Annotated in this window: 19 protein-coding genes; 16 read left to right on the forward strand and 3 right to left on the reverse strand. The window is 46.9% G+C overall.

The annotated features are described in order from the left end of the window. The first annotated feature begins 89 nt into the window (after positions 1-89). From MKY42_RS07385 to MKY42_RS07440, 12 genes are all read left to right on the forward strand, one after another. Positions 90-953: a DUF6612 family protein gene (locus MKY42_RS07385; protein WP_090894435.1), complete on the forward strand. Its 864-nt coding sequence runs from the start codon at positions 90-92 to the stop codon at positions 951-953. A gap of 277 nt (positions 954-1230) precedes the next feature. Then, entirely contained in the window at positions 1231-1614 is a 384-nt protein-coding gene (locus MKY42_RS07390) for a VOC family protein (protein WP_339850092.1), read from the forward strand. 162 nt (positions 1615-1776) lie between these two features. Beyond that, positions 1777-3000 carry a ParA family protein gene (locus MKY42_RS07395; protein ID WP_339850094.1) on the forward strand — a complete coding sequence of 408 codons (1224 nt, stop codon included), beginning with the start codon at positions 1777-1779 and terminating at the stop codon, positions 2998-3000. Between the two features lie 14 nt (positions 3001-3014). After that, positions 3015-4301, forward strand: coding sequence for an ATPase, T2SS/T4P/T4SS family (locus tag MKY42_RS07400; protein WP_339850096.1), 1287 nt, complete (start codon positions 3015-3017; stop codon positions 4299-4301). 19 nt (positions 4302-4320) lie between these two features. Next, positions 4321-5088 (forward strand): type II secretion system F family protein, encoded by a 768-nt coding sequence (locus MKY42_RS07405; RefSeq protein WP_339852781.1) that lies wholly within the window; start codon positions 4321-4323, stop codon positions 5086-5088. Between the two features lie 12 nt (positions 5089-5100). Next, positions 5101-5970, forward strand: coding sequence for a type II secretion system F family protein (locus MKY42_RS07410; RefSeq protein ID WP_179265509.1), 870 nt, complete (start codon positions 5101-5103; stop codon positions 5968-5970). 11 nt (positions 5971-5981) lie between these two features. Continuing rightward, a complete protein-coding gene (locus tag MKY42_RS07415; RefSeq protein WP_179265508.1) occupies positions 5982-6170 on the forward strand; it encodes a Flp1 family type IVb pilin in 189 nt (62 codons plus the stop codon). After that, a complete protein-coding gene (locus tag MKY42_RS07420) occupies positions 6154-6828 on the forward strand; it encodes a TadE family protein (protein ID WP_179265507.1) in 675 nt (224 codons plus the stop codon). The genes MKY42_RS07415 and MKY42_RS07420 overlap by 17 nt, the downstream gene beginning before the upstream one ends. Before the next feature lie 84 nt (positions 6829-6912). Continuing rightward, positions 6913-9036 (forward strand): hypothetical protein, encoded by a 2124-nt coding sequence (locus tag MKY42_RS07425; RefSeq protein WP_339850101.1) that lies wholly within the window; start codon positions 6913-6915, stop codon positions 9034-9036. 28 nt (positions 9037-9064) lie between these two features. After that, the gene (locus tag MKY42_RS07430; RefSeq protein WP_339850103.1) at positions 9065-10150 is read left to right on the forward strand and encodes a pilus assembly protein; all 1086 of its coding nucleotides are present in this window, start codon (positions 9065-9067) and stop codon (positions 10148-10150) included. Between the two features lie 11 nt (positions 10151-10161). Continuing rightward, entirely contained in the window at positions 10162-10671 is a 510-nt protein-coding gene (locus MKY42_RS07435) for a prepilin peptidase (protein WP_090894457.1), read from the forward strand. 26 nt (positions 10672-10697) lie between these two features. After that, positions 10698-12608 (forward strand): DUF6382 domain-containing protein, encoded by a 1911-nt coding sequence (locus MKY42_RS07440; protein WP_339850105.1) that lies wholly within the window; start codon positions 10698-10700, stop codon positions 12606-12608. Here the strand turns inward: MKY42_RS07440 and MKY42_RS07445 are convergent. Both MKY42_RS07445 and MKY42_RS07450 read right to left on the reverse strand, forming a co-directional pair. Further along, a complete protein-coding gene (locus tag MKY42_RS07445) occupies positions 12597-13508 on the reverse strand; it encodes a TIGR01777 family oxidoreductase (protein ID WP_339850108.1) in 912 nt (303 codons plus the stop codon). The two genes, MKY42_RS07440 and MKY42_RS07445, sit on opposite strands and share 12 nt — an antisense overlap. A gap of 157 nt (positions 13509-13665) precedes the next feature. Beyond that, positions 13666-14136, reverse strand: coding sequence for a DUF2621 domain-containing protein (locus MKY42_RS07450; RefSeq protein ID WP_179265502.1), 471 nt, complete (start codon positions 14134-14136; stop codon positions 13666-13668). 170 nt (positions 14137-14306) lie between these two features. Here MKY42_RS07450 and MKY42_RS07455 point away from each other — a divergent pair, with 170 nt between their 5' ends. Both MKY42_RS07455 and purU read left to right on the forward strand, forming a co-directional pair. Beyond that, complete coding sequence (locus MKY42_RS07455) at positions 14307-15434, forward strand: deoxyribonuclease IV (protein WP_111621346.1); 1128 nt, start codon at positions 14307-14309, stop codon at positions 15432-15434. A gap of 22 nt (positions 15435-15456) precedes the next feature. Next, positions 15457-16350 carry a formyltetrahydrofolate deformylase gene (purU, locus tag MKY42_RS07460; RefSeq protein ID WP_179265501.1) on the forward strand — a complete coding sequence of 298 codons (894 nt, stop codon included), beginning with the start codon at positions 15457-15459 and terminating at the stop codon, positions 16348-16350. Positions 16351-16430: 80 nt separating this feature from the next. Here the strand turns inward: purU and MKY42_RS07465 are convergent, their stop codons facing one another. Continuing rightward, positions 16431-16919 (reverse strand): hypothetical protein, encoded by a 489-nt coding sequence (locus MKY42_RS07465; RefSeq protein WP_339850111.1) that lies wholly within the window; start codon positions 16917-16919, stop codon positions 16431-16433. Between the two features lie 433 nt (positions 16920-17352). Between MKY42_RS07465 and tkt the strand changes: the two genes are divergently transcribed. Both tkt and MKY42_RS07475 read left to right on the forward strand, forming a co-directional pair. After that, positions 17353-19395 carry a transketolase gene (gene tkt / locus MKY42_RS07470; protein ID WP_090894472.1) on the forward strand — a complete coding sequence of 681 codons (2043 nt, stop codon included), beginning with the start codon at positions 17353-17355 and terminating at the stop codon, positions 19393-19395. A gap of 146 nt (positions 19396-19541) precedes the next feature. Continuing rightward, positions 19542-19859, forward strand: a complete 318-nt coding sequence (locus MKY42_RS07475) for a pyrimidine/purine nucleoside phosphorylase (RefSeq protein ID WP_111621343.1) — start codon at positions 19542-19544, stop codon at positions 19857-19859. Positions 19860-19993: the final 134 nt, after the last annotated feature.

Below are 19993 nucleotides of genomic sequence, written 5' to 3' on the forward strand. Positions count from 1 at the left end.
CGTGACATATTGTATCGGTAACGATTGATTAATAACGGAAATAATTGGGTAATGAGTACGGATCAATTCTATTTTGGGAGGCAAATAACTTGAAGAAGTGGACTACATTAATGATTGGGGCATTATTAGCAGTAAGCATGACCGCTTGCAGTAACGATGCAGATAACAGTACAGCAACGCCGCCAGCTGGCAACGAAACGTCGAATGAGGAAAATACAACTGCGGAGCAGGCGACAAAGATCCCTACATTGGACGAATTAATTGAGAAAACGAATGCAGCGACTAAAGACATGAAAAGCTTCACTACGGAAGCCAATATTGATCAAAATTTGAAGCTGGTGAACGGCGAGCAGTCCCAGGATCAACAGGTGAAAACATCGCTGAAGATGGATATCATCAAAGATCCGATGATGATCTACCAGGAGATGAAGATGGAAATGTCCGGACAGGAAGCGCAGAACGTGAAGCAGTACATCACTTCGGATAAGATTTATTCGCAGGTGGGGGACCAGTGGGTCAAAATTCCTGACGAGCAAACGAAACCACTGATTGAGCAGATGCAGGCAAGCATGAATCCGGAAGGTGAGCTGGAGCAATTCAAAAAGATTGCCGAAGACACCAAAATTACGGAAGAAGGCGACAATTACGTCATTAACGCTGACGTATCCGGTGATAACGTGAAGGAGCTGGCCAAAGCGGTCATGGAGCAAAACGGATCGGATGCCCAAACTCAAGCGATGCTTGATCAAATGAATATTACCAGCATGACAATGAAATATATGATCAACAAAGAAACCTATCTGCCTGCAAGTACGGATGTCAACATGGTGATGGATATGGAGCAGGAAGGACAGAAAATCTCGATGGACATGAAGATGACCAGCACGTTCTCTAACCATAATGGCGTGAAAGAGATCAAGATCCCGCAAGAAGCATTGGATAGTGCTAAATAAGAAGCGTAAGGATAAGCGGGTGTGATTCTCTCTAATGAGAAATTAACCTGGTTAAATCTACCATGATAATGGATGTATGAGGTAGATAATCTGGAGTAAGCACTTCTGAATGAATTTGTGTGAACCGACAGGTTCGCTGGATTCAATCAGGGGTGTTTTTCTTTTTTGTATGCGTTGTGGTTATAGTCCAAGGTGTTATAGTATAGTCGTGTAAGCGATTGAATTTAGAGTTGATGGGAAGTTGAAGGAAGGCTATTTCAGGCAGGAGGTCAAAGAAATGATAGAATTTGCACATATACACCATGTGAGTCTGGCTGTACGTGATCTGGAGGTTGCGAAGAAATTTTATTCCGGTTTGCTACGCATGCAGGAGATTGAACGTCCGCCGTTCAACTCTACGGGCACATGGTATGCCATTGGTAGTCAACAGCTTCATCTATTACAGCATCCGCAGGGACATACGCTTCGTGAGGCTGGCATCGATACAACAGATGGACATTTTGCGATCTGGGTGAAGAGTTACAAGGAGACTTTGGCCTGGCTGGAACAGCAGGGAATTGAATATGAGGCAAGACCAGATAGTGTTGCCGGGTTTGCACAGATTTTTGTGCTTGATCCTGACCGCAATATTATTGAATTTGATGCACCCTATCATTCTTGAGCGGATTTACGTTTGAATAAATCCCTTGCTCCTCCAGAAATTGTATGCTATATTATCCATACATTCATAGCACGTGACGGAAGCACCGTCCATACACTGCATACTTTTTGCGGTTATTGGACGGTGCTTTTTTGTGCTTTTTTTGCAGGGAGGGGAGAAGAATTGATTGTTCTTAAGGCAGTGCTGGCTTCCAAAGACAGAGAGTATATCAGCGCCTGGCTTGATTTTGTACAAGGCAGCCTGTCCGGCTCCAGTATACGATTTACCGCCTTTTCACAATGGGAACCGTTCAGGGATCACATGAATGAGCAGGAAGGCAGGGAAGTGCCGGATTTGGTGATTGCGGAACCGGAATTTCTGAACCACTGGCTGAGTCACGGTGGTGAAACCTCGGGTATTCCATGGCTGATGCTTAGTGAAGGATTAGATGAAGTGGATGAGGATAAACGACTGATGAAATATCAACCATTGCCTACGCTGCTGGACGCTGTTCTCAATGTTTGTCGGCAACCGCGTCGGAAGAAAACCCATCGTCCAGGACAGGAGACACTTTCTATTGGAGTTGTATCAGCTTCCGGAGGGAGTGGCAAAACTGCGGTGGCGATGCATATGGCGAAGCAGCTGGGGCTTGCAGGATATGCTGTTCTGTATCTCAATCTGGAGACACTGGATAGCTCGATGCCGTTTCTAGAGAAAGGTCTGTCTAGAAGTGGGCAGCGTATACCTGACACAGAAACGGGGCTGTCACGTCTGCTTTATGATTTGAAGGTGGGCAGGAAGGAATCAGGCAAACAGGGACAAGCACAGTCCTCCACCAAAGGGGTGGACGGATATGTGCTACGTCACGAAGCGCTGAAGTCGGATGTATTCTGGCCGTTATCGAATCGGAAGGAATTGCTGCAAATGTCCCGTGAAGATACGAAGAGCCTGATCCGTTATTTGGCCGACAGCGGGCAATATGATGTGCTCATTCTGGATGGGGACTCAGGTTGGGATGGACGAAGTGAGGGGATTTTCGATGCTGCCGATGCTTTCGTCTGGCTGGTTGAGGATGACATCTCTTCCATGCACCGCTGGGGTCAATGGATTCAGCATATGGAGCGTACGTGGCCGGATCTGCATGAAAGTGTACTGGATCGTGCCCGCTTCATTGTCAACAAGTATCGGGACAGCGTCATCAATGCTTTGCCAAGACCTGATCTGCATCTGGATGCTGTGCTGCCGTATATCCCTTCCTGGAAGCAGCTAAGCCAGGAGGAAGTGATGCTCAGCTCACCGATCTTTCAACGCGAAGTGAAGAGACTATGCGCCATGATTGTACAGGACGGGGAAGAAGAACTGAAGCAGACAGGACGAATCCAGAAGGGTGATGGGTGGTCACTATGACGGACTCATCCAGGATGATACTGGACCGTGAAGAGCAGTTTCAGATCATGCGTCGCGAGGTCAGGGCTGGCCTCGATTTAACGTCGTCTGCGGGAGACGAAGAACTGTGGCAGGGAATTGAGCGCAAAGTGCTCTCTGACCCCAAGCTGGATGATCTGACCTCCGGGGAGCGTCATACGCTGGTGCAACGGTTATTTGACTCCTTTCGAGGGCTGGATATTCTGCAACCATTGGTGGATCATCCCGAAATTACGGAGATTATGATCAACAGCCACCGGGAGATTTTCGTTGAGCAGGAAGGTGAAGTCAGACAGATCACACTGGAGTTCGAGTCAAGGGAACGGTTGGAAGACATTATCCAGATAATTGTATCCGGGGTGAACCGGATTGTGAATGAGTCTTCTCCAATCGTGGATGCGCGGTTGAAAGACGGCTCTCGGGTCAATATCGTGCTGCCTCCGATTGCATTGAAGGGTCCGACCATGACGATTCGAAAATTCCCGAGTGAACCAATGAAGATGTCCGATCTGATTGGTAAAGGTGCCCTGCATGAGGAAGCGGCAGAGCTGCTGCAGCAGTTGGTGCGCAGCAAATACAATATTTTTATCGGCGGCGGAACCGGGTCGGGGAAAACCACTTTCCTAAATGCATTATCTCAGTTTATTCCTGCGGATGAACGGATCATCACGATTGAAGACTCTGCTGAATTACAGATTGTCACAGTACCCAATCTGGTATCGCTGGAGACGCGCAATGCGAATACCGAGGGCAAGGGGCAAATATCCATCCGTGACCTGATCAAGTCATCCTTGCGGATGCGTCCAAATCGAATTGTCATTGGTGAGGTGCGGGGAGCAGAAGCGCTGGATATGTTGCAGGCCATGAACACAGGCCATGATGGAAGCTTGTCCACAGGGCACGCAAACACGATCTCCGATATGATCAGCAGATTAGAGACCATGGTGCTCAGCGGAGCGGATCTTCCCATTGCAGTTGTCCGGCAGCAGATCAGCTCGGCCATTGATATCTTTGTACATCTATCCCGGCTGCGCGACCGTTCACGTCGGGTGACCGAGATTAGCGAAGTGATTGGCATGCAGGACGGAGAAGTACTGCTCAATCCACTGTTTCGTTTCCAGGAAATCGAAGAAAAAGAAGGCAAGATTATTGGTGGACTCGTGCAAGTTGGAACGCTGAGACAAGTGGATAAAATTCAGATGGCTGGGCTAGGGGAATGGTTGAACGAGTACATAGAACGCAATAGCGATGAGTTGAATGAATCGGATAACAACGTAAATTAGTTGATTTTATGGGTAGGTGATGAAGTTGGGTGAGGCCAGACAGGCGTTAACGGACTACACCGTATATACGCTATCCCGGAAACAGCGGATGGTCTGCATGCTGATTAGTGGTTTGTTGTTCTTTGGTGTCGGTATTCTGTTCTATCATCACTGGTTGGCCGGACTGATATTGGCTGCGGGGTGTATATGGGTACCAAAACACTGGACAGAAGTACTGCTGGAACGAAGAAGAATGACTCTCAGTTTGCATTTTAAGCAGGCATTATATGCGTTGTCCTCCGCGCTGGCTGCGGGAAAATCGGTAGAGAACGGTTTTAAGGAATCCGTGGAGGATCTGCGCATGCTGAACCCTGAGGCCGATACGGATCTCATTCGGGAATTCACCATTCTGAGGACGCGGATGGAATATGGTCAGCCCATTGAAGAGGCACTGCAAGACTTCTCGGACCGGGCCAAAATCGAGGATATCACAAACTTTGCCGATGTGTTCATCACTTGTAAGCGAACGGGTGGAGATCTGGTCGAAGTGGTGAGGCGAACCTCTGCGGTCATTGGTGAGAAGCTGGATATTCAGCAGGACATCATGGTAGCGGTGGCACAGAAAAAGTTTGAATCCAAAGTGATGTTTGCCGCTCCATTTATTTTTCTGATTTTTCTAAACTTTACGGCCAAGGATTTTATGGAGCCGTTATACAGCGGGATGGGATATATGATCTCCAGCGGGGCATTGGCATTACTCGCCTGCTGTTATTTGTGGATTACACGCATTATGGATATCAAAGTATAAGGAGCTGACACGATGCTGCTTCCCGTTATTTTCGGAGGGGTGCTCGGAGCAGGGTGGCTGGTGCTGGATCGAACGCGTGGGCAGACCTACCGACATTTGCGCAAACTGGATATGGAAGGATTACGTCTGAAGAAGCTGCATGGTCCCTTTTTGTTTTTAATGGACAAGTTCGAAGTGGGCCGCAGATTACCTGTACTCATGTTCCGTATGCAGCATGCCATTCAGAAAATGTATGGCATACAGCATAGTGGCGAGAAAACGATGCTCTACTGTGCTGAAATGCTGACTTACTCGTGGCTGATGTTGCTCGTAGGCTGCCTTTTGTCGCTCGTTGGGGATATGGGACTTGGCGGTATGGTAGGTGGATTGGCACTGGGTGTTGCACTGCCCTTCGCCCTTTATAAAGACCTTAACACCAAAGTACAGCGAAGAGATCAGGACATACTCATGGAGCTGCCGGAGTTGTTGAACCGCATTGTTCTGCTGGTTGGTGCGGGAGAAACGGTGCAGCGTGCCATTGTTCACTGTGTAGCCAGTCAGGGAGAACGGAATCATCCCCTCTATAATGAGCTGCGAAAGATGGTTGGGGATTGGAACAACGGTTATTCGTTTCAACAATCCTTTGAACAGTTCAGTCGTCGGTGTGGTGTACAGGAAGTGACGATTTTTACAACAACAGTGCTGCTGAATTTTCGGCGAGGGGGAGGTGACTTTGTACTGGCGCTGCGGGATCTGTCCCATGTGTTGTGGGAAAAACGCAAGGCCGTTAGTCGGGCTAAGGGAGAACAGGCTTCTTCCAAACTGGTGTTTCCGATGGTACTGATCTTTTTTTCGATTGTCGTGATGATCGGGGCACCTGCTTTTATGATGATGAATATGTAGGAGGAATTGGGATGCTGGAATTGATGAAAAGCAAAGTAACAGAATTTTGGAAGGAAGAGGACGGGCTTGGTACGCTGGAGCTGATTCTGATCATCGGCGTTATTATCATTATTGCATTAATATTCAAGGATCAAATTAAAAAATTGGTAGAAAGACTGTTAACGAATGTGAGCAATAGAAGTAATGAGTTTTTCGAATAACCAATTCAAAAAGGAAGAAGGGAGCTTCACCATTGAAGCTTCCCTGGTCTTCCCTATCGTGTTGTTTATTCTCGTCTTGATCCTCTTTTTCTCCATGTACATGTATCAGAAAACATTTCTGAACCAACATGCGTATGCAGCTTCTGAACGTGCCGCCTACAGCTGGGACAACAGCCACAAGCAGGCGATGACGGGTGAAGTTGTGGCTGGGGAATATGACAACCTGTACTGGAGACTGACCGATGATCGATTGCTTGGAGCACTGTTTGGTTGGGCGGGAGCGGACAATGAGGTTATTGTGTCTGTACCTGCGGGGGAAGGTGGAAGTCTATCGGAAAAGAAACTGTCCCAAGCCGCACAAGGCATGCCTTCTGGCATGAACGGGACAATAGAATATCAGAACTCGCTGATCCAACGAAAAGTTACAACCAAGCTGGAGCAGGTGATTTCATTACCGCTGCCTTCTTTTTTATTCGATTCAGGTAACAGTGTATTAACACAAGGATCTTCAGCAGTTGTAGAACCGAGTGAATTCATCCGAACGGTGGATCTGGTCCGTTATTATGCGGCCAAGTTTAAAGGCAAGGGCGGAGCCGCAGCCAGTACTGCCGCTGAAGCGGGACAGGTTGTACAGTATTTTGGCAAAACCAAAAAATGAGGAGAGGAGGAGGAAACACTGTTCAGAAAAAAAGACGGTGAATCAGGAGCCGTAACCGTGTTCTTGATCTTGATTTTGGCTGGAATGTTTATGTTTGTTTCCATTTTCATTGATTATGCACGTATTGCAGCTTTCAAAGTACAGGCAGAACGAATGACGCATGCAGCGATGAGATCTGTGATGTCAGCCTATGATACTTCCTTGCGGGAGTATGGTCTATTTGGATACGGTGACAGCAGTGGTGAGGCCATTATGGCCAAAGTGCTGAATGATAGTGTGAAGCCCTCGGCTGTGAAAGATGGTTTTCCCATTCTGGATATCCAATGGGATACGACTTCACTAAGCATGGAGCGTGAACTGGGCAGATACGATATTTTTAATCGCCAGATTCAGGAGGATATGAAATATCGTGCGCCGGTTGATTTTACCCTGGAAGTGGTCAATCGTTTTAAGCCGATGTCAGAAGAGATGAAAGAAGCTGCTCATACTGTTGATCTGCTCAAGAAATTGCAGAAACTGTATGACAAACGTGAGGAATTGCTGGACGAAGCAATAGCCAATCAGACGGAATCTGCCGATAAGCTGAAGGGTCTGCCCGCACTGATCATGAATCCGCCTTCCTCTGCCATTTACGATGAGATGTTAAGAGAGACGCCAGAGACAGCTGCTGAAGTAGCAGCGCGTTATGCGGATTATCTAAACAAGAAACAAATGGATGAAGGACTGCCATTCAACCAGCAACAGTACATGCTAGAGCTGGCTCGTTATCGGACAGGTGTGGGGAATGTGGCGACAGGCATAAGCATGATCATACAACCAGCATTGCAGGCTCACCAGACAAAATTGGAGGAAGCCCAGGCCAAGATTGAAGAAGCTCGCCAGATCAATGAGGAAATGAAGCGTGTAATCGCTGAGGGGGAGAACCGTTCACAGAATGCCAGTTATGAAAAAGTAGGCAACTCAACACTGCCTGGGACGAGTCCTCCGTCTACCGGATCGGGAAGTGAAGCCAAAAGTACACGCTCCCTTGCTTCTGAACTTGTAAGAGCTGACACATTATTCGATCAGTTAAATGCACGTGTACGCTCACAAAATTCGGATTTTACCAATGTCAGAAATGACAGTATGGAGCTTAATATGCAGCTTCGTTCGGTTACGGTAATGAGTGGTGTTTCCATTAAACCAGCGGTTAGACAGGCTAGTCAGGTCACGGAACAATACATGGACACTTATGTAAGAAGTGGTCCCTCCAATGTCATTCTTCAAAGCAAACAGCTGTTGGAGAGCGGTCGTGGCTCCGATGCCCAGCGCAAAGCGAATGATAAGGAATCCAAAGGGAAGTTGAAGGAAGTTAAACGCATATTATCACAAATCGAAAAGGGAAGCTCCGGCTCCATGGACGCCTTTAAACAACTGGAGGAGTACTACAACGCCAACATCGCTTTTAACCAAGCGAGCCGTGAGGAAGCCCAGAAGGCAAAGATTGCTGGCGATCCGTATGACTCTGGTGGTGATGCCATGAACGGAATGGACAGTTTGTTCGGCGGGATGTCCAATTTGCTGGATAGTCTTGGCGATGAATTGTTTCAGAATGAGTATGCACTGGCATATTTCAACTCGATGGATTTTGGACAGCTGCTGAGCTGGACTGAAGGTAGTGGAGATGCTGGTGAAGTGTTTAAACTGGAAAATCAGGAACTGGAGTATATTATCTATGGTTTTCATAATCCTTCGGGGAATATGGCGGCTGCATATGCGGAGATCTTTGGTATGCGTCTGGCGATTCGAACTGCAGAAGGATTAATTGAAAATAGCAAGCTGGGGAATCCACTACTTGTATTATCTGCTGCGATTTTATACGGAATTACAAACGCTATAGCAGATATGGTGAAATTGGCTAAAGACGGCAGTGTGGAATTGTCCAAATATATCAAAGTCAAGCTTACATACAGGGACCATCTCCGTTTGTTCCTATTAATGCATAGCAACAATGAACGCAAAATGTCCAGAATGTTGGCTTTGATCCGATTGAATACCGGAGTGAATCCGGATGAGAAGCAGACATACGCTTCAGGAAACATGCGCAGTAGTATCAAATTGTGGTTTTTACCTGGAGTCACAAGAAGTATAGGTGCTGTCATGGGTAGTGCAGACCAGGTAGAAGATGGGCGATTTTTCATAGATCGGAAGGCCGATTATTCCTATTGAATAATCCGGGTTGTTTCGTGGAGGGATTATGGATAAGCAGCATCAGCAGGAAAAAAAATTGGCACGTTTACAGAATCAACTTACACGAGTGCGTAGATTGGAAAGATTGAAGTCTCTGACTGAGCAGATACATTCTATTCCCAAGGTGCGTTTTCCAAAAAAAGAATGTTCTCCAAGAAAGACGGATTCATCAGAAAAGGAAATAGGCAGCATCGTTTTGGAAGCCTCGCTGGTTTTGCCTGTATTCCTGTTCTTTGTCATGTTCCTGATTTACATCGTGCAGATGACGTTGGTATCAACAGCGTTGCAGAGCACGGCAGGTGAGGCGGTAAAGCAGTTATCCACCCAAATATATCCCGTATCCCTTGTGTTCACACCCTCTGATTCCGCGGGTAGTGGAAGCTCAGAGGGGGGATGGAAAATACCGGAGCTGTCACTGACGGAATGGGCCGAAGAGTATGCCTCTTCACTGCCGGAGCCACTCAGTGATTGGGTTCGTGCAGCTGCTGCCAGAGGTGAACAACCGTTACAGGAAATCAAGACATCCGTTCTTGAGACGGTGCTTGATCCGACCGTTAAGCCGCTGCTCAAGCCTTTTATTAATACTTCTCTACTGGATGTAGAGCGTGTGCATGTTAATGGTATTTCCATACCTGATCTCAAAAATAAAACGAATCCTTACTTTCGGCTTGAATTGAGCTATGAATTGCCTGTTAAAGTCCCCTTTTTAGGGAAGTCTTTACGTATTCAAGCTGCTGCGGCAGAACGGGTGTGGATTGGAGATACCGGAGAAGGCTCCAATAGTAGTGGAGGAGACGCGGATTCAGCTGGAGCAGCAACCGTGTTATCCAAGCCGGAGCCAGCATACATAGGCAACAACGCGACCATTAAGGTCAAAGTGGAGCCTGGGGCTACAGCGAATCTTACGATATTTTACAAGTCCGGTGAAAGTTCAGCCAAACATATCGGATGGGCAACTGCCGACGAAAATGGTGTGATTGAGTGGAACTGGTTTGTCGGTACACGTACTACAGAAGGCACATGGACATTTGTTGTAGAGACAGCGGAGGGTGCCAAGACGGTGACTGAGTTTAATGTGGCTTCCAGAAAATAAGGAGGGAGATGATGGAGGTGGAGTGGTTTTACTGGGCCTGTGGTCTATATGTGATTGCGGCTTTTGTTACAGATGTTTGTTCAATGAAAATCCCAAATCGTTTGACTTTGCCAGTAACTGTCGCGGGAGTGCTGGCCCATATTATTTGGGGAGGATGGGAGGGGTTTCTGTTCTCTGCAGCCGGATTCGTGATGGGGTTCGGTGTGTTATTTCTAATGTATCTGATTGGGGCAGTGGGTGCGGGAGATGTTAAATTGTTTGGAGGAATTGGAGTTTGGACAGGACTGGCCTTTGGCGTTCACGTTATTATTTACTCCGTTTTGTATGCAGGGGCAATTGGATTAATTATTCTCTTGTTCCGCAGGGATTCTGCAAAGCGCATTCGCGGCATGGCAGGGAATCTTGCCGGTTTCTTCATGCTCGGTTCGCTCAAACTGGTTCATCATGAAAAGACATTGAAGTTTCCTTTTATGCTGGCCGTATTGCCGGGATTCATTAGCGCCTATATCTACATGACTTAATTAAGCAATGGAAAGAGAGGATTGGCATGTATGGATTAACGAGAGATTTCATTCGAAACGGCGGGTCGTTTATGGTTTTGGAGAAAGTGGAAGGGTTGCGAATGGACGAACTGAGCCGTGTGCAGATGGGCATGTTGTCTTCCAATCAAATTCCTCGACTTCTTCCAATTCATATTCGAGAGGTAGACCGAAATGTAACGTTACAATATGATATTTCAGGATATAAGATGTTACCTCAGATGTTGAAGTCAGGAAAAATCAAGCTGCGTGTGTTATATGGACTATTGTTTCAGCTGGCAGACACGTTTACGGAATGTAGACAATATATGTTGGATTCACGCAAATTACAGATTCAGGAAGAGTACATATTTATTAATGGTTCACTTGAACTGGGAGAACTTGGTTTGGTATACATCCCGATTGTTGATGCAATTGAGAGTGATCCGACGCCTCAGCAATTCCGCGAACTGGTTATTAGGCTGATGGCCCATGTTCAGGAACTTCAAGGCGAAGGGATTCAGCGTGTCCTCCAACTATGTGACAGTGAACAATGGGATATCAGACAACTGCGTGAAGTTTTGCTTAATTTATATGCAGATGAGCAGAGTGGTTCAGGACAGGCATCGTTTATGTCTTCACGTGGGTCATCCGGTACAACTGATCATCATTTTGGAAGGCCACTTTCTGCAGTTCCAGAGCAGGGAAATGATCTATTTTCCAATAGAAATGGGCAAGATCAGTATCGTCACTTGGATCGAAATGGTGAAGCTGGGCAGCAGTTGAAATCAAATCATCAACCGAGGATATCTACAACGGAGGATGAAAAACCACTTAACAAAACCTTTTCAGGATTTTCCGGCAGACGTGCAGCCATAGAGTCCTCATTACATGCAAAAGGTGTTACGACGAATCCGTCACAGCCCCAAGCGTTTGATTCATTACAGGGTGATGATATGGAAAAGGACGAGAAGCAGGCATCCTCCAAAACGACCTACATCCTTCTGGGCTGTATGATTGCCACGGCGTTGGTATGGAGATTCATCTATATGGAACAACCAGGGCAAACACAAATGATTCTATCCGCAGCATTAAGTGCTGGGTTGCTTGGGATCGCGGGTTGGGCATGGTTGACCAAAGGGAACTTCGGGAATTCCAAATCCAATCTGCTACGTAAAAATATGCCGAATGAAGAATATACAGATGACGAATTACAGGAGGGTTTATCCAATAAGCGATCTGCTTTTTTTGGCTTGGGTAGAGGCAAAGATAAGCAGAAAGAAAGAGAAGAAGAGATGTCTCAGGAGAGCTGGCGTTGGAATGCATCTGAAATGTCACCCGAAGATAACATGTATGCACAAGATTACACGAGTCAACAGAGCTCTGGTGATATGCAGAGTGCTCAATCAGAACGGGGGAAATTTTTTGAATCCAGGTCATCTGTAGCAGGAAATTCTCGCTTTCAAAATCTACATACACCATCTGAAACATCCGATGAACCTTTCATTCAGCATACTGTTGAAGCCATAGCTGCAACATCGGAACTCGTCCGTCATCATGCGGCGGCTGATGCAACTGTAAACTTGCAGAGTGTAGCGGGCAAAGGCATAACAGGTGCAAGTCCAGTTGTACCTTCCTTTTATCTTGAACGCAGATCAGCAAGCGGAGACAAACATGAACGGATGGATGTCCGTGGAGCATCGTTTGTTATTGGTCGATCGGCGGACATGGTCCAGTGGGTAGATTCAGCAACCGGCGTGTCCCGTGCTCATGTGGAATTGAGCCGGAACAAATCGGGCTATGTTATCAAGGATTTGGGTTCTGTGAATGGAACCATTCTCAAGGGCAATGTTCTTGCTCCGTACAAAGAATATCCACTTGAAGATGGAGATACCTTTACGTTGGCTGAGTCTGTTTATACCTATCGATCAGTCGGATAGACCCCGGTGTTTAAGATCTTCAAGTGCTTCGGTTAATGTAGGGAAGGTGAACTGGAATCCGTGATCCAACGCTTTTTGCGGGATAACCCGCTGCCCTTGCAGCAGCACGACAGAGAGTTCTCCAACCAGTGTTTTGATCAGAATTGCGGGTACAGGGAACCAGTGCGGACGATGATACACTTTGCCTACCGTTCGTCCGAATTCATCGTTGGTAACGGGGTTAGGCGAAGAGGCGTTCACCGGACCGGAGATTTCTTTATTGTGGATCGTGAAATCAATCAAACGCACAATATCCATAATATGAATCCAACTGGTCCACTGTTTGCCGCTTCCCACCCTGCCCCCAACACCAAGCATGTAAGGCAGTTTCATTAATGGAAATGCCCCTTTTTTATGACCAAGCACGAGGCTGACGCGGATTTTCACGAGTCTCACATGTTTGATGGCATCAGCAGCAACTTCCCATTGCTCAGAGACGCCGGATGGAAAATTCATCGATTTTTGTGGACTGTTCTCATCAAATGTTTCTGTGGGAGAGGTGCCATAGATTGCCATGGCAGATGCCTGTACGACCACCTCCGGCTTGTGCTCCAGTGAATTCACCAATTTGGCTACGCGCGCTACAGTAGTCACTCTGGATTCAACGATCTCCAGTTTCGCCTTGGTTGTCCAACGTTGATTCAACGTTTCCCCGGCGAGATTCACCAGGGCATCCATTCCTTCCAGCAAATGAGGCTGTTCCTCTACCTGTTCCCATGAGATATAAGTAAGGTTTTGGCTGGGATTATGTAAATTCGGCAGTTTGCGTGTAATAACTTTCACATGATGGCCTGCCTGAAGCCAGTAATCAACGAGCGCTCCTCCGACAAAACCGGTACCTCCACAAATCGCAATCTTCATCTTGGCGACCCCCTTGTTATTTTGACTGTACTGACATGTATTGCTAGATCGACAAACAGCCCCGGGCGGTAAGCACTGCCTTGCTGGGGATGACTTACCTGACGGAGCATGTTTGCACATATGTAAGCCTGATACATGTTCGGCTGAATTCATTGATCTATTTATTCATCAAATGTTTATAAGGCGAATAGTCAATTTGGTTCTTCTCCAGAAATTTCACCAGAAACTTATTATCCCGCTTCGGTGTGGCTATAATGTATCCTTTAATGCAATGATCTCTGGATACTTCAGGTGCATTATTTTCGTACGCAATTTTACCGATTTCTGCTGCGATGGAATGTTTGGCGATATCTCGAAATGGGCCTGGAACGGGCTCTACAAGCTGGTCGAGAAAAGCTTTTGCTTCATCTGTCCATAAATGACGGCTGGTTTCAACCCAGTGGTTCTGCCAATCGAGTTTGGATTTCCCGTCTGCCTTCGGAAGCACTTTCAAAAACTTGCGCATCATAAAAAATCCGCCAACACACATACTTCCAAGCAAAAGAACGGTCCAAAATGCGATCGTGTTCATAAACCAATTGCTGGGGGAACTAACGGTCAACGTCAAAGCGTAGGAGTCGAAAATCATTGCGGAGTCACCTCGGATTATTGATTTTCACGGAAAGACGGATTCCGCCCACCCATGTTCCAAATTACAGCTGTAAAAAATAGCCTATATCCCGAATTATAGCGCATTTCTAGATTTATTTCGATAATCGCGTTAGAATAAGGGATAATTCAGAAAAAGGGGGATTAATGATGCTTAAAATCGGCTCCCATGTGTCCTTTTCGGACAAGGGATTATTGAGTGCAACGAAGGAAGCGTCCTCGTACGGTTCCAGTTCGTTTATGATATATACGGGTGCACCGCAAAATACCCGCCGCAAGCCTATTGAGTCCATGTTTATTGAGGAAGGCAAGCTTGCGATGCAAGAGAGCGGAATGGAAGATATCGTTGTCCATGCGCCATACATTATTAACCTCGGATCATACAAAGAAAACACGTATGAACTGGCCGTAAGTTTCCTTCAGGAAGAGATCCGTCGTACACATGCGATTGGTGTCAAAAATATCGTGCTGCATCCCGGCGCATTTACGGACAAGGATGCTCACTACGGCATCGGACGTATTGCTGAAGGCTTGAATGAAGTGCTGGACGGAGTGAAAGAGACGGATGTGAATATCGCTCTGGAAACGATGGCCGGCAAAGGAACTGAAATGGGCCGCAGCTTCGAAGAAATTGCTCAGATCATGGAGAAGGTTACACACAATGAACGCCTTACTGTATGTATGGATACATGTCACATTCACGATGCGGGTTATGATATCGTGAACGACCTGGACGGTGTTCTTGAACAATTTGATCGTACGGTAGGGCTTGACCGCATTGCCGTAATGCATATTAATGATAGTAAGAACCCTGTGGGTGCGCACAAGGACCGTCATACACCGATTGGCTCCGGCTGGATTGGTTTTGAAGCCATTAACCGTGTCGTGCATCACGAGGCTCTTCAAGGGCGTCCGTTTATTTTGGAAACGCCTTGGATTGGTAAAGAAGCCAAAACTCAGCGTCCTATGTATGAAGCAGAGATTGCATTGCTACGCGGGGATGTTGCTGGTCGATTTGGTCCCGAATTTCTGACAGAAGTGGAACAACTGCATCATTTCTTCAAAGGAAAAGAGATCGAGTCCCGTTCATATGTTCTGGATATCTGGACATTGCTCAAGAATGATGCCAAAGCGAAAAAAGCCGATCCACGTGAGCCGTTGGAACGTCTGTATGACCTCGTGGCTGAAGCCGCATTGTTCCCGCACTTGAATGAAGAACAACTGAATCAACGTTTGATCGCCTGGCTTGCAGGCAAAGAAATTTTTGTCACGGCCTAGTTGAAGGAGGAAAATTAACCCGATGGAGATTCACGCTAAACAAGTACGACCTGATGTTAAAAACCGCGCCGATCGGGCGCGGATGCTTATTTCCTGTCCGGATGGACCGGGAATTGTTGCCGCAGTATCCCATTTCTTGCACCAGCATGGTGCAAACATTGTACAGTCGGACCAATACACAATGGACCCGGCTGGCGGCATGTTTTTTATGCGGATTGAGTTCGATCTTCCACAATTATCGGTGAACCTGCCCAAGCTGGAAGCTGATTTTGAAGAAGTGGCAAGCCGTTTCAAAATGGATTGGAGCCTTTCTGCGGTTAGCCGCAAGAAGAAACTTGCCATCTTTGTATCCAAGGAGGATCACTGTCTGGTTGAGCTGTTGTGGCAATGGCAGGCTGGCGATCTGGATGCAGACATCGCGCTTGTCGTGAGCAATCATCTGGATATGAAGGATTATGTAGAATCATTTGGCATTCCTTATCACCATATTCCGGTTACAGCAGATACGAAGAAGGAAGCGGAACAACGTCAGTTGGACGTCATTGGCAATGATATCGATGTAATTATTCTTGCGCGTTACATGCAAATCATTTCCCCGATGTTCATTGAGCATTACCGCAATCGCATAATTAACATTCATCACTCATTTCTGCCTGCCTTTGTCGGCGGTAAACCGTATGCCCAAGCGTACAACCGAGGTGTCAAAATTATCGGTGCGACGGCTCACTATGTTACGGAAGAGCTGGATGGCGGACCGATCATTGAGCAGGACGTTCAGCGTGTAAGCCACGGGGATGATGTAACCGAGTTGAAACGCATTGGACGTACCATTGAGCGTGTAGTTCTTGCTCGTGCGGTCAAATGGCATGTTGAAGACCGTGTACTGGTTCATGAAAATAAAACCGTTGTATTTTAAGCTAATGCTTTAATACTGCGCAAGGTTGATTCGGAAAGATGCAGTTCAGTTCTATTCCGAAAAAAAGAAAAGGCGGTTCCCTATTCATGTCTGAACGGGGGATCGCCTTTTTGGTTGTGCTTCCGTAGATGACCGCACCAGCCAAGGACCACGCCAAATAACAGATGCCCTGCCAACCAGTAAAGAATCGCTTTTATATCATATAGATCAGGCACACGACTCGAAAGCTGGGAGAGCGGTATATATAGCAGGGAAGATAGAACTCCAATCAGGATGCCTTTGGATATTGGATGACCTGAACGCTGAATCCACCATATGTAGAAGATGCCAATGATTATGGAAACGATAAGATGCAGGACAAATTCGATGTATTCAGGTAATTTTGGCGGAAGCCATGGAACAAAATCAATGTTCAGCAGCAAGGTATAGACTTTTTCACTAGTGTAGGTCTGAATAGCCTTTAAAAAGAACCCGAGCACCAGTCCGGATGTAAGACCTGTTAAAACCCCGGCCTTCCAGGGAAATATGTGCTTTAGCGACTTTGTTGACTTAGCCAAATGTTCCGGCATATGCGAACCCTCCTTTCCATATGAAGTACAGCCTGATGTGCATAAAAGTTCGATTTTTCCAATCATGATCAAGGACCATTATATGCAAAATCAACTTCAATATCTAAAAAGAGTATGGTTTTCCGCTTAAAGGATATACTTCATCCGATGGATTTGCGATGCTGGCTGAGCTAGAAGATATGCTGAAATGCTCAGTATGACACTCTTTTTGCGCAACTGGAAACAAATCCCTCGTCATAAACAGCCGAATTTTCCCGATCTTCTAAAAGAAGGTTATGGAAAACCTTCACGCCAAGTGTTACAATACAAAAGTGAATAAGTCAAAATGAAACACTCAAGCGGATTCACTTATTGTGAAATTCGGTTTGCTTGTATGATGAGAGGGATTCGCTTGCGCAACCCGACTTATCTAAAGACATGAGGAGGACAAACCATGACTGACAAGAACGAAGCGATTCAAAAGGAAGAGAATAACACCATCGACAATCTGTCAATCACTACCGTACGTACACTGGCGATTGATGCAATCGAGAAGGCAAACTCCGGACACCCGGGAATGCCTATGGGCTCCGCTCCAATGGGGTACCAACTTTTTGCAAAAACGATGACACATAACCCGGACCACCCAACTTGGGTTAACCGGGACCGTTTTGTCCTGTCCGCAGGACATGGCTCCATGTTGCTGTACAGCTTGCTTCACCTGAGCGGGTATGACCTGCCTATGGAAGAATTGAAACAGTTCCGCCAATGGGGAAGCAAAACGCCGGGTCACCCGGAATTTGGACATACTGCAGGTGTTGACGCAACAACTGGACCACTGGGCCAAGGTATTGCAATGGCTGTAGGTATGGCTATGGCTGAAGCTCAACTGGGCGCAACATACAATAAAGACAAATTCAACGTAATCGACCACTACACTTACGCAATCTGTGGTGACGGTGACTTGATGGAAGGCGTATCCCATGAATCAGCTTCCCTGGCTGGACGTTTGCACCTGGGCAAATTGATCATGTTGTTCGACTCCAATGACATCACGTTGGATGGTAAATTGAACCTGTCTTCTTCTGAAAGCATTGCGAAGCGTTTTGAAGCTTACGGCTGGCAAGTGCTGCGCGTTGAAGATGGTAACGATCTGCCTGCAATCCAAAAAGCAATCGAGGAAGGTCAAGCAGATACGCTTCGTCCTACACTGATTGAAGTTAAAACTGTAATTGGTTACGGTAGCCCGAACAAACAAGGTAAAGGCGGCCACGGCGGTACTCACGGATCTCCACTGGGTGCAGACGAAGCCAAATTGACTAAAGAGTTTTACAAATGGGTTTACGAGGAAGATTTCCACGTTCCAACTGAAGTTCGCGAACACTTTGCACAAGTGAAAGATCGTGGTATCTCTGCAAACAAAGCATGGGACGAGAAATTTGCCGAGTACAAAAAAGCATTCCCTGAGCTGGCAGCTCAATTCGAAACGGCAATCAATGGCGACCTTCCAGAAGGTTGGGATCGTGATCTGCCTAAATATGCAGCAACAGACAAAGCTGTATCCACTCGTGTAGCATCCGGTAATGCTCTGAACGGTTTGGCTCATAACGTGCCACAACTGACAGGTGGATCTGCTGACTTGGAAAGCTCCACAATGACTCACCTGAACAACCTGGAGAACTTCACACCTGAAGATTACTCCGGCCGCAACATCTACTTCGGTATCCGTGAATTCGGTATGGCTGGAGCAATGAACGGTATGGCACTGCACAGTGGTGTGAAAGTATTCGGAGGTACCTTCTTCGTATTTACAGACTACCTGCGTCCAGCTGTTCGTCTCGCTGCCCTGATGGGTCTGCCTGTAACGTACGTCCTGACTCACGACAGTATCGCTGTTGGTGAAGACGGTCCTACTCACGAACCAATCGAGCAATTGGCATCCCTGCGCATCATTCCTAACCTGACAGTTATTCGTCCGGCTGACGGTAATGAAACTTCTGCAGCATGGGCTTACGCGCTTGAGAACAAGAGCAATCCGGTTGCACTCGTACTCACTCGTCAAAACTTGCCGATTCTGGAAGGTACTGTTGAAGGTTCACGTGAAAACGTGAAACGTGGTGCGTATGTTGTCTCTGATGCAAAAGACGGCAAAGCTGTTGCCCAAATCATCGCTACAGGTTCCGAAGTGCAACTGGCTGTCAAAGCCCAAGCAGCACTTGCTGAACAAGGCATCCAAGTTCGTGTAATCAGCATGCCGAGCTGGGATCTGTTCGAGAAACAGGACAAAGCATACAAAGAATCCGTCCTGCTTCCGGATGTTAAAGCTCGTCTGGCGATTGAAATGGCTCACCCAATGGGTTGGGAAAAATATGTCGGCGATCAAGGCGACATTCTCGGAATCAACACATTCGGTGCATCTGCGCCTGGCGACCGTGTGATCCAAGAGTACGGCTTCACTGTGGAGAACGTGGTTAGTCGCGTAAAAGCATTGCTGTAATAGCTTCATAAGTGCTGCTGTGAATGGGATGAGCTCAACTGCGAGTCCTGCGCAGCAGCAAGTGAATTCCGGCAGAGAATGGGCGGGCAACCGCCCTGATCTGTTTTGCCTTTTGTTTTCATTAACTTCAGGGGGAGCGGGTACGCATGTCACAGTTTGATCAAGTCAGTGTAGTGAAAGAGGCCAACATTTATTATGAGGGCCAGGTAACCAGCAGAACAGTTATTTTGGGGGATGGCAGCAAGGTGACTCTGGGCATTATGCTTCCAGGCAATTATGAGTTCGGTACAGATTCCCGTGAGATTATGGAGATTCTGTCCGGCGATCTGAGAGTATTACTTCCCGGAGAAGAAGATTGGCAAGAGATTCAAGGTCAAGCTACGTTCCACGTGCCTGCCGAATCCAAATTTAAACTGGAGATACGCAGCGTTACCGACTACTGCTGTTCGTACCCGGCGGAATAATACAAGAAGGGTAACCAGAACCGCGACTCGCGGATTCGGTTAACCCTTTTTGCTTCTTAAACTCTAACGACAAAGTTCGGGCTGCAAGCTTGTCAGTCCTGTGGATTTGAAGTATCCTTAGGCTAAGTTGTTTT

Source organism: Paenibacillus sp. FSL W7-1088 (assembly GCF_037969855.1).
Taxonomy (GTDB): domain Bacteria; phylum Bacillota; class Bacilli; order Paenibacillales; family Paenibacillaceae; genus Paenibacillus.